The sequence below is a fragment of the Rothia sp. HMSC071B01 genome (assembly GCF_001808945.1).
In the GTDB taxonomy this organism is placed as follows: Bacteria; Actinomycetota; Actinomycetes; order Actinomycetales; family Micrococcaceae; genus Rothia.
On sequence record NZ_KV795073.1, the window covers coordinates 430,675 to 444,725 of the forward strand.

Genomic DNA, 14,051 nt, shown 5'->3' on the forward strand with positions numbered 1-14,051 from the left:
CCCCCCCCCCGCCGCACCCTGATGCCTCAAGCATCATGACACCCCTTGGAGGTCACAATGTCGTACTCACAAACCAAGTATCCGTCGACCAAACGCCCCGTCCCGTTCTTTGTGTGGGCGTCCCCCATTCTGTTCCTGATTTACCTGCCGCTACTGTGGTTCAAGGTCATCCCCAATTCTTTTGAGGTGACCGACCTGTCCACCCTGCTGCTGGCGGCACTGCAATGGACCGCATTCGGTAGCCTGCTCGGGTACCTGGGCGAGCGCCGCTTCGCCAAGCCCCGCGCCTCCAAGTAATAGCCAGACAAAAGCTCATACGAGAAGCCCCCGCGCCGGAAGAACATCCAGCACGGGGGCTTCTCACGCCCGCACGGGGGCGAAAACTATAGAAGTGAACTACTGAATCACGAAGTTCACCGGAGCCGAGCTCACACCATTGACGGTCACCGCAGCCCAGTAGGAACCCTTCTGAGCGGCCGAAGCGGAGGAGCAACCCAGCACGTTGATCTTACGGTCCCACGCCAGGTCGGTTGCGCCCTCGGCACCTGCGGCCACCTCAGACTTCTGAACGGCGGTCGCCGCGCACAGGCTGCGGGTGTACACCTGAGCCGCACCGGAGGTGATGTTCAGGTCCACGCCGGTGTTCGCGCCCTCGCCACCCACAGCGCAGGGGGTCTTCGAGGAGTTCGTGTAGGTCACGTGGAAGGACACCTGCTCACCGGCTGCGAAGGTACGCTTCGCGGGGGTGACGGTCACCTTCAGGTCGTTCGCGGTGCACGCCGCAACAACAGCCGCAGTGGTCACCGAGGGTGCGGGGGTAGTCGGGGTCGCCGCGGGGGTGGTTGCCGCAGGGGTTGCCGCGGCGGTGGTCACGCTTGCAGTGGGTGCCGCAGAAGCGGTCACCGAGGGGGTTGCCGAAGCAGTAGCCGACGCGGTTGCAGAGGCAGTCGCGCTAGCGGACGGGGTGGCCGAAGCAGTTTCGGAGGGGCGAGCGCTGAAGCTCTGGAAGGGCGCGCCGGAAGGCGTCGCGGTGGAGGCTACAGTGGCGTCCTTCTTGCCGTTAATCATGCCGACCATGGAGGTCACGCCAGCGACCAACAGCAGAATGACAGCGAGCAGAGCAATAACCGCCACGATGCGACGGCGGCGGTAGACTTCGGGAGGCAGAACGGGACCATTTTCAGACATACCCTTAAGGATACCGGGTTTAACCCTGAGATTCACAGTGAACTCTGTTCATGCAGTTTTGGGAATATATGCCCTGTGGCGTAGGCTTTTCGGATGACCTCAGAGCCCAACCGCACCGCACGCACACGCCCCGAACCGGCCCTGCCCGAAGGCACGAATACCGAGGCGCTCCACCGCCGAATCAACGGGTGGTTCCTCGACCAGGCACGCGATTTGCCGTGGCGTCGTGACGAGTGCACCCCCTGGGGCGTGATGGTCAGCGAGTTTATGCTGCAGCAGACCCCCGTCAAACGCGTTCTACCCGTGTGGGAGGAGTGGATGCGCCGCTGGCCCACCCCCGCCGACCTTGCCGCCGAGCCCGCCTCGGAGGCGGTGCGCGCCTGGGGCCGCCTGGGTTACCCGCGCCGCGCGCAGCGTCTGCACGGTGCCGCTGTGGCGATTGTGGAGCAGCACGGCGGTAAGGTTCCCGCCGACTACGAGGAGCTGCTGGCTCTGCCGGGCGTGGGTTCTTACACGGCGGCGGCGATTAGCGTGTTCGCGTTCGGTCTGCGCGCCACGGTCATTGATACGAATATCCGCCGCGTGCACGCCCGTGCGGTATCCGGTAAGGCGCTACCCTCGCGTTCGTTGACGGCGGCTGAGACTCGCCTGGCGGAGGCGCTCATGCCCGCCGATACCCCCACCTCCTGCCTGTGGAATGCGGCGACCATGGAGCTCGGTGCGCTGGTCTGCACGGCAAAGTCCCCGACCTGCGAACTGTGCCCGGTGGAGGATCTGTGCGCCTGGGTTGCGGCGGGCAAGCCGGAGGCGGACTACACCCCCAAGGGCCAGAGTTGGCACGGCACGGACCGCCAGGTGCGCGGTGCGGTCATGGCGGTGCTGCGTGCGGCACATGAGCCGGTGAATCGCGAGCTCATCCTGGGTGCGGGAGTAGGTGCGGGTGTAGCCTCGGCTGGCGATACGACCTCTTCACCCGTTGCAGCCTCTTCGCCAGACTTTACGTTCCCGGCTGATGCACCCGCCGCGGTGCATCGTCCACTGAAGGCGCTGTACGCCCTCTCCCCCGCCACCGAGCAGCTGCAGCGCTGCTACGCGGGGCTGCTGGCGGACTCTCTCGCCCGCGAAGTCACGCAGGGCGATAGTGTGCTCGTCTCGCTCTAGTACCCGCCGCAGAGGAGCTCCTGGAGCCTCCCAAAAGCATAGAAACGCCTGTGGGGCGGCACCGGATGATTCCGGTACCGCCCCACAGGCGTTTAGTGCGCTAAAGCCTAGCTACCTAGAGCTTATTCCAGAGCCTAGTCGTTGCCCTGACCCTCAGCGGCAGGTGCCTCAGCTGCGGGAGTCTCAGCGGGAGCCTCGGAAGACTCGCCCTCGTTCAGCTCCTGCACCGAATCCAGAGCCAGCTCCTTCATCGGCTGAGAAGAGAAGACGAACTTCGCGGAGTCGCCCTCACCCTCAACGTCCACGGTGATCTTCTCACCGGGCTTGATGTCGCCGAAGAGGATCTTCTCAGACAGGGCGTCCTCAATGTTGCGCTGCATCTCGCGGCGCAGCGGACGAGCACCCATGGACGGGTCGTAACCCTTAGCCGCCATGAGGACCTTCGCAGCGTTGGTCAGCTCAATGGACATATCCTGCTCCGCCAGGCGCTTAGCCAGGCGACCCACGAACAGGTCCACAATCTGCAGAATCTCAGACTCGGAGAGCTGCGGGAAGACGATAATGTCATCCACACGGTTGAGGAACTCGGGGCGGAAGTGCTCCTTGAGGTTCTCCATCACGCGTGCCTGCATGCGCTCGTAGTCGGCTGCGGTGTCATCCATCGCCTGGAAACCAACCGGGATGCGGCGGTTCACGTCACGCGAGCCCAGGTTGGTGGTCATGATGATGACGGTGTTCTTGAAGTCCACCACGCGACCCTGCGAGTCGGTCAGGCGACCGTCTTCCAGGATCTGCAGCAGCGAGTTGAACAGGTCGGCGTGAGCCTTCTCCACCTCGTCGAACAGGACCACGGAGAAGGGCTTGCGGCGGACCTTCTCGGTCAGCTGGCCGCCCTCATCGTAGCCAACGTAGCCGGGAGGCGCACCGAACAGACGGGAGACGGTGTGCTTCTCCTGGTACTCGGACATATCCAGGGTGATGAGCGAATCCTCATCGCCGAACAGGAACTCGGCAAGTGCCTTGGCAAGCTCGGTCTTACCCACACCGGTCGGGCCGGCGAAGATGAACGAACCACCGGGGCGGCGCGGGTCCTTCAGACCTGCGCGGGTACGGCGAATAGCGCGGGACAGCGCCGCAATAGCGTGATCCTGACCGATGACGCGCTTGTGGAGCTCCTGCTCCATGGTCAGCAGGCGGCTGGACTCTTCCTCGGTGATCTTGTAGACGGGAACACCGGTGGAAGCGGCCAGAACCTCAGAAATAACCTCGGGGGTCACGGTGCCGAATGCGTCGCCGCCTTCGCGCCATGCCTTCTCGGCTTCTTCCTTCTCAGCCAGGACCTTCTGCTCCTGATCACGCAGGCCTGCGGCCTTCTCGTAATCCTGGGAGTTGATGGCGTCTTCCTTCTGCTGGCGCAACTTGGCTGCCTTCTCGTCGAGCAGCTTGATTTCCGGGGGTGCGGTCATGCGCTTGATGCGCAGACGTGCGCCCGCCTCGTCAATCAGGTCGACAGCCTTATCCGGCAGGAAGCGGTCAGAGATGTAGCGTGCCGCAAGGTTCACGGCAGTCTCAATGGCCTCGTCGGTAATGGTGACGCGGTGGTGCGCCTCGTACTTATCGCGCACACCCTTGAGGATTTGCACGGCAAGCTCCTGAGAGGGCTCCTCAACCTGAATCGGCTGGAAGCGGCGCTCCAGAGCGGCGTCCTTCTCAATGTGCTTGCGGTACTCGTCCAGGGTGGTTGCACCGATGGTCTGCAGTTCGCCTCGAGCCAGCATGGGCTTGAGGATGGAGGCAGCGTCAATCGCGCCCTCTGCGGCACCTGCACCAACGAGGGTGTGAATCTCGTCAATGAACAGGATGATGTCGCCGCGGGAGCGGATTTCCTTCAGGACCTTCTTCAGGCGCTCTTCGAAGTCACCGCGGTAGCGCGAACCTGCGACCAGGGAGCCCAGGTCCAGGGTGTACAGGTGCTTGTCCTTGAGGGTTTCGGGAACGTCACCGTGCACGATAGCCTGTGCCAGGCCCTCCACGACGGCGGTCTTACCGACGCCGGGCTCACCAATCAGCACGGGGTTGTTCTTAGTACGGCGGGAGAGGACCTGCATGACGCGTTCCATCTCCTTGTGGCGGCCGATGACCGGGTCCAGCTCGCCCTCACGCGCTGCTGCGGTGAGGTTGCGGCCGAACTGATCCAGGATGGTCGAACCCGCGGGAGTGCCTTCGCGAGAGTTACCTGCACCCACGCCGGCGGTTTCCTTATCGCCAGAGTTGTTACCGGGGTAGCCGGAAATCAGGTCCATAACAGCCTGGCGCACGGCAGCGGGCTCAGCGCCCAGCTTGACCAGCACCTGGTTTGCCACGCCCTCGTTTGCACGAACCATGCCCAGCAGGATGTGTTCGGTGCCGATGTAGCCGTGGTTCAGCTGAATAGCCTCGCGCATGGACAGTTCGAGAACCTTCTTCGCACGCGGGGTGAAGGGGATATGGCCGTTAGGCGCCTGGGGGCCGGGGCCGACGATGTCCTGAACCTGCTCACGTACTGCGTTCAGGGTAACGCCCAATGATTCCAGGGCGCGGGCACCGATGCCTTCGCCCTCGTGAATCAGACCGAGCAGAAGGTGTTCGGTACCGATATAGTTGTGGTTGAGCATGCGTGCCTCTTCCTGGGCAAGCACCACAACACGCCGAGCTCGATCGGTAAAGCGTTCAAACATTTACGCACTCCTTGCATTTTCCTATTGATACAAGAGTACGTTGAGCGCGGCTGAAAGGGCGGGCTGATGGGCGTCTGTTCGCCATCAAGAGAACAGATGAGCTGTTCGGGGCGTTTTAGGCGCGGTTTCGGGGCTTCTGGCGGGGTGCAGGGGTAGTTTTGAGGGGTCTAGCTCACGCAGGTGGGCCTACCCTACAGTCGGATGGGCGCTGCCGGTCGGTGCTGACTGCTTTTGCCGGGGCTGGCTGCTTTTGTCGGGGTTACCTGTGCAGAGTGTGCGCATATTGCCGTCGGATGCACCGCCGACAGGTGCTACGGGTGGGTTCTGAGGGACCGTGGTGCCGATACGAGGGTTTGCAGAAAAGGTGAACGCACAAGAATCCACATATACCAACACTCAAACCGCCTGTTTCCTGCACATGCATGAATATATTGCAGAAATTTTTAAAAATTTATATGTTTAAGTGAGAAATTTCAATAATTCGCAAAAAATATTTGCCGGACAACACGGTACTTATTTCCCGGATAATTCCCGCCTCATTTCGGTGCCCCATCAAGAGATAATCGTAAGTTCCGATAGCGCCACCGAAGATGCAGGGTCCCTAATTATTCGAAAATTTCAGTCAGTACATTCCAACCTCTTCAATAGAATACTCGACTCAACGACCGCGTGAATATCACAGCGCATATCCCCCGCTTTGAAGAGATTAATGCACCATTACCTTTAGTGTTCCTGCCGATGCATGAAATCTAAATGGGGAGCCTGAACTCGACACCATATTGCGCATCCGATTCTCGGATCTTCCTCCTAATAATTCAGAAGTGGGCATTGGCAAAGGATCAATATGTTTTACATGTAAATAGTTAATTGGGGTAGGTGATATAAAAACACTCCACCCTCCGCAGATATGCAGCGCATATCAAGAAATACCGGAGCACAACTAAAGGCGGATGGTGAGAACACCATCCGCCTTTAGCGTCCGAAGAATTAGAGCCCTAAAGCACCAAACCCTCCGACAGCATGAATACTAAGAGCCTTTAACCCTGAGCCTTCATTGCTTCGTAGTATGCGTCCTGAACATCCTGGTGGATGCGGCCACGGTCAGAAACCTTGTGACCGTTAGCCTTAGCCCATTCGCGGATTGCTGCGGTCTCGGGGTTGCGCTTAACCGGAGCAGCGGTGCCACGGGGAGCACGGGTGCGCTGGGTAGCGGTGCCCTGCACGCGGCGGGACTTCGCTACGAAGGGGCGGATAGCGTCACGCAGGCGAGCTGCGTTTGCGGAGGACAGATCGATTTCGTAGTGAGCGCCGTCCAGGCCAAAACGGATAGTTTCGTCTGCGGGGCCGCCGTCGAGATCGTCTTCAAGGATGATGCGAACCTTCTGTGCCATTGAGGCACCTCCTCATCTGTTGCATATATCCTGTGGAGTAAACTCAAAAGCCTCTATCGGGATTGAGAAAATAATGTGCCGGATATATTTATGTACTAATTTTCTTTCATATAGTAACAGAACTGTATTAAAAATTCCGAAAATATTCTGAGCATTGAAACAATGCACCAATCACCCGCAGCGATATATCGCTTCTGTGCATCCCCGCTAAATCTGCACTCGCTACAAGAACATTAAAGTGAAGTTTAGAGTGCAAATACTTTGGATTCTTCCAGACAGCAGACACAGCCCCCAGAGACAAAGACACCTAATAATGCGCCCCGGCGTCCCCGACAATCTGAGCGCAATATAGCGCCCGCACGAGCCTGCACATTAGACCATTCACACCATACATTTCAGCCCTATTCAAAAGCGAAATTCTGCCACCTCTCAACCCCTCATGATTTTCTATGTAACGCGTTCATGCATAAGAGCAGAAACCCCCGCCAGAGTGAATAGAGCAGCATAAATCAGCACCAGAATAGAGTAAAAACGCCCCTGACCTGTGTAAATAAACAGAAACCCCACCCCAGAAGCTATACACCGTGCAAAAGAGTACACAGAAAACGGCGGGTACCGCAGATACAACCGTATCCGCGGCACCCGCCGCATTAACACCCTCACAGGTGAAGGGGAAGCTTAGGCCTCCGGCTTCATCAGGGGGAAGAGAATAGTCTCACGAATACCGGGCTGACGCACCACAGTACCCGGACGCTCCGGATCCTGATCGCCCGCCAGCAACATAATCAGACGGTCAATGCCCAGACCCAGGCCACCCATCGGGGGTGCACCGTGCTCCAGGGCGCGCAGGAAGTCCTCATCCAGCTCCATCGCCTCATCGTCACCGGCAGCAGCCAGCAGCGACTGAGCGGTCAGGCGCTCACGCTGAATGACCGGGTCAATCAGCTCGGAGAACGCGGTACCGCGCTCCATACCGCCAATAATCAGGTCCCACGCCTCAATCAGGGGCTCACCGGAACGGTGCGGGCGAGCCAGCGGCTGAGCGCTCGGCGGGTAATCGTACACGAAGGTCGGGTTCACCAGGGTCGGCTCAACGATCTCTCCGAAGAGCTCGGTCACCAGCTTCTCAGCGTCCCACTTCGGGTCGATGTCCACCTCGTGCTTCTCAGCAATTTCGCGCAGAACGGAAGCGTCAGTCTCGGGGGTGATCTCAACGCCCACAGCCTCGGACAGGCCCGGGTACACGCCAACCCACTTCCACTCACCAAACAGGTCAATGGTGCCGTTCTCAGTCTCAATACGCTCAGTGCCGACAGCCTTCGCGCAGCTCTGGATAATCTCCTTCATGCGCTCAGCCATCACGAACTGATCAGCATAGGTCTCGTAGCACTCCAGGGTGGTGAACTCGGGGCTGTGGGTCGAGTCCACGCCCTCGTTACGGAACACGCGACCAATCTCGTACACGCGGTCAATGCCACCAACCACTGCACGCTTGAGCGGCAGCTCAGTCGCAATACGCATGGTCATCGGCTGGTCAAAAGCGTTCAGGTGAGTACGGAACGGGCGAGCCGTCGCGCCACCGTGCACCAGCTGCAGAACGGGGGTCTCAACCTCAATGTAGCCGTGATCTTCCAGCACGCGGCGGACGGTGCGGGTAATCAGGGCTCGCTTCTTCACCAGCTCGCGAGCCTCATCGCGAACCATCAGGTCCAGGTAACGCTGGCGAACGCGGGTTTCCTCGTTCAGGTCCTTGTGCAGAACCGGCATGGGGCGCAGCGCCTTCGACGCCATCTTCCAGTCAGTCACCATAATGGACAGCTCACCGCGGCGAGAAACAATCACGCGGCCGGTCACGAACACGTGGTCACCCAGGTCAACCAGGGACTTCCACTCAGCCAGGGACTCCTCGCCAACCTCAGCCAGCGACAGCATCGCCTGGATGCGCTTACCCTCGGTACCACCCTGCAGGGTCGCAAAGCACAGCTTACCGGTGTTACGAACGAACACCACGCGGCCACCAACATGCACCACACGGTCAGTCTCGTCGCCAGCCTTCAGCTCCTCAGCAGCCAGCTTCGGATCGTACTCGGCGCGCAGATCCTCAATGTGGTTGGGCTCCACGCGGTTACCCTCAGAATCCAGTAGACCCACCGGGTATGCCTCGCGACCCGACTCGATCAGCTTCGCACGCTTCTCCAGGCGAATCTGCATCTGCTCGGACATATCAGCAATCGCCGGTGCGGCAGTGTGCTCAGTGCTCACAGTGATACCTATCTGTGTAGTGTGTTGGGGACTCTTCTAAACGAACGAACGCTTAGCGCAGGTCCATGTTGTCAATCAGGCGGGTCGGGCCAACGAACGCGGCAACCAGTGCCAGCACTCGCTCCGACTCCTCAGTCGGCTCACCGAAAGTCATCGGGTCGACCAGTTCCAGGTAGTCAAGGCGCACGCCCGGAGTGGAGTTGATACGCTCACGCGCACCGTCCAAATCAATCTCGTGGAAGCCACGGTTCAGCGAATTCTCACGCAGCATCGCCAGGGTGCGGGACAGCACCAGGGCAGACTCGCGCTCCTCATCCGACAGGTAGCTATTACGCGAAGACAGCGCCAGGCCGTTATCTTCGCGAACAATCGCCACCGGACGCATGGTCACGTCGTGGTTGAAATCGCGCACCATACGCTGGATCAGGATGTACTGCTGAGCGTCCTTCTGACCGAAGTACGCGTTCACCGGGTGGTTACCGGCTGCGGGGCGAATAATGTTGAAGAACTTATTGACCACAGCCAGCACGCCATCAAAGTGGCCGGGGCGGGTTGCGCCCTCAAACTTGGTGCCCAGCTCGCCGCTCGAAATGCGGATGAGCGGGTCACCGTCGGGGTACATTTCCTCCACCGAGGGGGCGAAAATGATGCTCACGCCGGCGGCACCAGCCAGGGCAGCGTCAGCCTCGAGGGTGCGGGGGTACGCCTCGTAATCCTCGCCGGGGCCAAACTGCAGCGGGTTCACGAAAATGGAGGCGACCACTACATCATTCTGTTCAGCGGCGCGACGCAACAGGGTTGCGTGGCCGTCGTGCAGGGCGCCCATGGTGGGCACATAGCCCAGGGATGCGTTCGTGTACTGAACTGCGGTGCCGTTCTGCTCCGCCTCCTGGCGAGCTGCTCGGTCCAGTTCCTCCTGCGCTGCGGCAAGGGATTCGGTGATTGCCGTGCGGAAATCCGCAATGGTGGTCACGACTCGGGGCATCGAAGTCTCAGTCATGACGAGAACTCCTTGTTTTCGGGGGCTGAATCATCAATATCGCCGGGGTGGTTGCGGTCCGAAGACTCACCCAGCAGATTCTCAATTCGTCCCAGTTGTTCATCGTTTAACAAACCTCTATTATGCGCTCTTTTTGCGGTTGCGTGTGCCAGAGCGGCATAAGAGTCTGTAATATCACCTGTTTTCTCATGCTCTGAGTACTCATTCAGAGCCTGAAGGTGAGCCTTCACGGTACCGGAGTCTCCACGTGCCACGGGCCCGGTGAGAGCACCTTCACCGCTGGCGAGCGCATTGTCCACGGCGGCTCGAACGAGCGGCCCCATATAGCGTGCCGGGTCCTCGATACCGATGGAGGCGAGCATCTGCTGGGACTGACCCAGGATAGTCACGAGGTGGTTCGCGGCGTGCGCTAAGGCTGCGTGGTAGAGCGCTCGGTCAGCCTCGGCAACGTGCACGGGTTCGCCGCCCATTTCCACCACGAGTGCCTGAGCAATCGGGATGAACGGCGCGGGTCCGGTCACGGCGAAGCAGGTGCCGTTCAGACGCTGTAGGTCCACGGACATGCCGGTAAACGTCATGGCGGGGTGAATCGCCAAACCGATAGCGCCCAGCGCAGTCGCCGGTGCGAGAACCTCAGTACCGTGACGACCGGAGGTGTGCACCAGAATCTGACCGGCGGTGATGCTTCCCGAGGACGCCAGGTAGGTGACAAGGCCCGGCAGCTCATCATCGGGAACCGCAAGAATCAGCAATTCACTACGTTCGGCAATCTGTTCCACAGGCAGCAGCGGCACATCGGGAAGCAGCATCGCGGCGCGCTCCTGAGAAGCCTCAGATACCGCGTGAACACCCACAATAGTGTGCTCGCAGGCGCGCAAAGCCGCGCCGAGGACGGATCCGACCCTCCCGGCGGAAATAATTCCAATGCCCAAACGCGCAGGTTTTGAATGCTGTATCACGGCTTTAAGTATATTCTCCCTTTCACGCAGGCCCTGCCGCCGGTGTCACGAAGAGCACCGACGGCAGGATGCGCTCTGCAGTTTTGCTAGTTGTCTGGCTGAGCTAGCGGGTTAGCTTAGCTGGCGGGCTGGCTTAGGGACGCCCGCTCAGTACCGGCTCAGGTACGCGGTAGTAGGGCTCAATACCCTCCAGGCGAACCGTCATCAGCCACACCAGGTCCTCACAGACGCGCGGCGGCAGGTGCATCATGAGCGTGCGCACCGGGCCGGGCACCGTACCGAAATGCACGCTCGCGCATCCGAAGGCACGCTGCAGCGGGCCCTGACCTCGGCTCACGCTCAGCACACGGCTGACCGGAACAATCGCCAGCGTGCGGTTGAAACAGCCGCCACGAATCAGCAGCAGGTCGCCTCGCGTATGCTCACCAACGATCGCCCGCGCGGCATCAGAATCAATGCGGGTGGTCGCCCGCGCCGAACCGGCAGTGTAACCGACCGTGGTCACGCCGTTACGCTTCCAGGTGAGCGGGTCCATCCAACGCGCCGAAGAGGGCGTCACAATCATTGCCGGAACCTGCGGCTGCTGACGCTTCAGCGAACCGTCGGCGGTATCCAGCAGCACCTGCGCCTGCGCCTCATCCAGGGCGGGCAGAAGCAGACGCAACACCATCAGTGCCTCCTGCCTATTACCAACCGGCAGGGCAATATTGCGGGTCACCAGCTTCTGGTTATCGTTCTGCTCAACACCAATACCGGCAATGGTCATCTTGATGCGGTACCAGCCGAACGCACGCCACAGAATGGACTGCTCCACGGCGAGCGCCTGAATACGCTCAACCATCACGTTCTGGGTGTGCGTGCCGGTGAAACCGTAGCGCAGGGTCACGCCGCCCTGACCGCTGGGGGTGATTTTGAAGTTCGCGGCACCATCAAAACGTGCCCACAACGTACCCAAGTAACCGAGCAGCGGTACAAAGGTGCCGGGTAGCAACGCCATGAAAATCAGGAACGGGCTCTCGCCGTCCAGGATCGCGGCAATGACCGCGGCACCAACCATGAGAGCCACGGCGGGCACCAGCCACACCAGATGCTCCAGCATGATGGAGGCAATCAGACGCATATTCGAGATGCGGAAAATCGGCGGCTGCGAGGGGTCAGCCGCGACCGGCATCGGCATGCGAGCGCCGCGGCGGGATGCGCCGGGCTGCTGAGTACCGGGGCGCTGGGGTGCAGACTGCTCGGGTGCGAGCTGCTGGGCGCCCTGCTGAGGCGCCACCTGCTGAGTGCCGTCCTGTACGGTACCGTCCTGCCGAGGCGCACCATAGGACGCCTCGAACGGCTGATGCAGCTGATCCGCATCCGGCATGCGCTCCGCCGAAATCTGCATGCTCTCGGGCAGCACGTCGACCGGGCGGCCCGCCGCCTCCGAACGCAACAGGTTGATGCTCGCCATCGCGGTACGGCGCAGAACCTCCGCCTTGCGGGCGGAAACGTACTTGATGTGCAGCGCCTCCGAAGAGCCGTCAGCCACCTCAAAACGAAGCTCCGACACACCCAGCAGGCGCGCCACCAGAGGACGCGAAATGTCCACGCTCTGCACGCTCTCCAGGCGAATCGTGCGGTTCTTCTTGAACAGAAAACCGCTACGGCGGTGAATCGCCAAATCGTCCAGGCTGTAGCGGGTAAACCACCAATCAATCGAGCCGCCAACCAGAATCAGCATGAGCACACCGAAGCCGATGAGCTGCGAGTACGTCGCACTGAAATAGCTGCTGTTCTCGTCGAATGCCTGCGTCAGGCGCGCGCCCCACTCGTTCGGCGGGGTGGTCAGAATATTCAGGATGATGCTCTGGAAGAAGCCAAACGCCAGCAGAATAACGAACCAGAGGTTCATGATGAACGTGCGAATATCGGCACGCCACCACTTCTGCTCCTGCGGCACCTGAGACGCAGGAGGCTGCGGCGCGGGATTAACCGGAACCGGGATACTCATTAGAGTGCCGCCATTCGCTCATCGGCGCGGCGCACCAGATCCGCGCGCAGCTCCTCCGCCACGTTCAGCGGAATACCGAACAGCACCATCGTGCCGGTGGTCGTACCCGCGGTGCGCACCGTCAGGCGGGCAACACCGCACATGCGCTCCAGCGGACCAGAATCCACATCAACATACTGGATGCGCCCGTACGGCATAGAGCTCATCGAACGGAACACGATACCGCGGCGAGCCATCAGGTGATTCGACTCCAGGGCGTAACCAAGCGCGCGAGTACGGCGCGGAGTGGTCAGAATCCACCACAGACCCCACAGACCAAACACCGCAATCACAGCCAGGCCGACGATGCGTAGCGCCTCCGGACCGCCGAAGAACGCACCCGCACAATACAAGGCAACGCCGGCAAGAATCGGGAGCGCCAGGGCGGAAAGAGTGTGAACAAAACGAACCGTCAGGTAGCGGGAGGCGGCGGGCACCCACTGCGGCTCCGGCACAGATTGCGCAGGAACCGGCTGGGAGCTTACCGGCTGCGCGGGCTGAGCGGGCACCTGCTGAGAAGGCACCTGCTGAGGCGCGTTCGGGTACGCGGCAGCCGGCGGAACCTGCTGACCGTACTGTGCTTGCTGTCCATACTGCGCCTGCTGGTCATGCTGGGTTTGCTGTCCATGCTGGGCACCAGGCTGACCGTAAGCCGCCTGCTGGTACTGCCCATACTGGTTCTGCCCGTACTGACCCTGCTGACCGGGCTGACCGGGCTGACTCTGCCCATACTGACCGTATTGGCCGTTCTGAGCGTCCTGCCCGTACCGACCATTTGGCGAATAACTATTCTGGTTAGGAGCCGACATAGGTTCCTCCCTCTCGCGGCTTTACAGCACCGGAAGAGGAGGCCGCATCCTCATCATCCTCCGGCGGAATACGACAACAATGCTGAGCCCATAGCCCAGCAATCAGCAGGGCAACACTGCCCACACAATTAACAAGGACCTCCCAAAAGACCACCGAAAAACCGCGCACAGACACCATCGCCACATGGTAACCAAGAATCGCAGCGCACCAGCCCGTCAAGAGGGCACCGGTCATGATGGAACCCTGCGCATACGCCACCGCACGCGCCGCAAGAATCGGGCCCATATGCGGCACCTTCTCACGCGTCTGAATACGACGATAACGAGCCACCTGCACACCCAGCCACACGGCACCCGCCGCAACCAGCAGGCACACCGCGCCGAGCATCCACGAAAAATTCATCTCACCAAAACCGGCGCCAATCATCACGGAATTCACCATAAGAGCGGCAGCGGCACCGCACACAGCCGCCACAATAATCGCCCGATAACTCAGGGGCTTCATGGTGTTTCCTTTCGGTAGGTTCCTCTA

General features: G+C 60.6%; 11 protein-coding genes. 2 read left to right on the forward strand and 9 right to left on the reverse strand.

All coding sequences use genetic code 11. The annotated features are described in order from the left end of the window. The first annotated feature begins 57 nt into the window (after positions 1–57). Entirely contained in the window at positions 58–297 is a 240-nt protein-coding gene (locus HMPREF2527_RS06745; RefSeq protein ID WP_049349900.1) for a hypothetical protein, read from the forward strand. Between the two features lie 99 nt (positions 298–396). Here HMPREF2527_RS06745 and HMPREF2527_RS06750 read toward each other — a convergent pair whose 3' ends face one another. After that, on the reverse strand, positions 397–1,188 hold the full coding sequence (locus tag HMPREF2527_RS06750) for a hypothetical protein (RefSeq protein WP_049349899.1): 792 nt from the start codon (positions 1,186–1,188) through the stop codon (positions 397–399). A 93-nt stretch (positions 1,189–1,281) separates the two neighbouring features. Between HMPREF2527_RS06750 and HMPREF2527_RS06755 the strand changes: the two genes are divergently transcribed. Continuing rightward, on the forward strand, positions 1,282–2,349 hold the full coding sequence (locus tag HMPREF2527_RS06755; protein WP_065423848.1) for an HhH-GPD family protein: 1,068 nt from the start codon (positions 1,282–1,284) through the stop codon (positions 2,347–2,349). 134 nt (positions 2,350–2,483) lie between these two features. Here the strand turns inward: HMPREF2527_RS06755 and HMPREF2527_RS06760 are convergent, their stop codons facing one another. From HMPREF2527_RS06760 to HMPREF2527_RS06795, 8 genes are all read right to left on the reverse strand, one after another. Next, positions 2,484–5,066 carry an ATP-dependent Clp protease ATP-binding subunit gene (locus HMPREF2527_RS06760; RefSeq protein ID WP_070507303.1) on the reverse strand — a complete coding sequence of 861 codons (2,583 nt, stop codon included), beginning with the start codon at positions 5,064–5,066 and terminating at the stop codon, positions 2,484–2,486. 1,037 nt (positions 5,067–6,103) lie between these two features. Then, the gene (locus HMPREF2527_RS06765) at positions 6,104–6,457 is read right to left on the reverse strand and encodes a histone-like nucleoid-structuring protein Lsr2 (protein WP_012902780.1); all 354 of its coding nucleotides are present in this window, start codon (positions 6,455–6,457) and stop codon (positions 6,104–6,106) included. Positions 6,458–7,135: 678 nt separating this feature from the next. After that, a complete protein-coding gene (gene lysS, locus HMPREF2527_RS06770) occupies positions 7,136–8,719 on the reverse strand; it encodes a lysine--tRNA ligase (protein ID WP_012902779.1) in 1,584 nt (527 codons plus the stop codon). Positions 8,720–8,771: 52 nt separating this feature from the next. Beyond that, entirely contained in the window at positions 8,772–9,719 is a 948-nt protein-coding gene (gene panC / locus HMPREF2527_RS06775) for a pantoate--beta-alanine ligase (protein ID WP_070507304.1), read from the reverse strand. Next, positions 9,716–10,678, reverse strand: coding sequence for a Rossmann-like and DUF2520 domain-containing protein (locus tag HMPREF2527_RS06780; protein WP_070507305.1), 963 nt, complete (start codon positions 10,676–10,678; stop codon positions 9,716–9,718). The genes panC and HMPREF2527_RS06780 overlap by 4 nt, the downstream gene beginning before the upstream one ends. 133 nt (positions 10,679–10,811) lie before the next feature. Beyond that, positions 10,812–12,671 (reverse strand): PH domain-containing protein, encoded by a 1,860-nt coding sequence (locus tag HMPREF2527_RS06785; protein ID WP_070507307.1) that lies wholly within the window; start codon positions 12,669–12,671, stop codon positions 10,812–10,814. Then, complete coding sequence (locus HMPREF2527_RS06790) at positions 12,671–13,519, reverse strand: PH domain-containing protein (protein ID WP_049360006.1); 849 nt, start codon at positions 13,517–13,519, stop codon at positions 12,671–12,673. Before HMPREF2527_RS06790 ends, HMPREF2527_RS06785 begins: the two co-directional genes overlap by 1 nt. Beyond that, complete coding sequence (locus HMPREF2527_RS06795) at positions 13,506–14,024, reverse strand: DUF3180 domain-containing protein (RefSeq protein ID WP_012902773.1); 519 nt, start codon at positions 14,022–14,024, stop codon at positions 13,506–13,508. Before HMPREF2527_RS06795 ends, HMPREF2527_RS06790 begins: the two co-directional genes overlap by 14 nt. Positions 14,025–14,051 lie beyond the last annotated feature (27 nt).

What these genes read in the sequence shown, in the direction of transcription:
- HMPREF2527_RS06790 (WP_049360006.1), bottom strand. Translation starts at nt 13,519, where the DNA reads ATGTCGGCTCCTAACCAGAATAGTTATTCGCCAAATGGTCGGTACGGG.
- HMPREF2527_RS06745 (WP_049349900.1), top strand. Translation starts at nt 58, where the DNA reads ATGTCGTACTCACAAACCAAGTATCCGTCGACCAAACGCCCCGTCCCG.
- HMPREF2527_RS06795 (WP_012902773.1), bottom strand. Translation starts at nt 14,024, where the DNA reads ATGAAGCCCCTGAGTTATCGGGCGATTATTGTGGCGGCTGTGTGCGGT.
- HMPREF2527_RS06755 (WP_065423848.1), top strand. Translation starts at nt 1,282, where the DNA reads ATGACCTCAGAGCCCAACCGCACCGCACGCACACGCCCCGAACCGGCC.
- HMPREF2527_RS06750 (WP_049349899.1), bottom strand. Translation starts at nt 1,188, where the DNA reads ATGTCTGAAAATGGTCCCGTTCTGCCTCCCGAAGTCTACCGCCGCCGT.
- panC (WP_070507304.1), bottom strand. Translation starts at nt 9,719, where the DNA reads ATGACTGAGACTTCGATGCCCCGAGTCGTGACCACCATTGCGGATTTC.
- HMPREF2527_RS06785 (WP_070507307.1), bottom strand. Translation starts at nt 12,671, where the DNA reads ATGAGTATCCCGGTTCCGGTTAATCCCGCGCCGCAGCCTCCTGCGTCT.
- HMPREF2527_RS06765 (WP_012902780.1), bottom strand. Translation starts at nt 6,457, where the DNA reads ATGGCACAGAAGGTTCGCATCATCCTTGAAGACGATCTCGACGGCGGC.
- HMPREF2527_RS06760 (WP_070507303.1), bottom strand. Translation starts at nt 5,066, where the DNA reads ATGTTTGAACGCTTTACCGATCGAGCTCGGCGTGTTGTGGTGCTTGCC.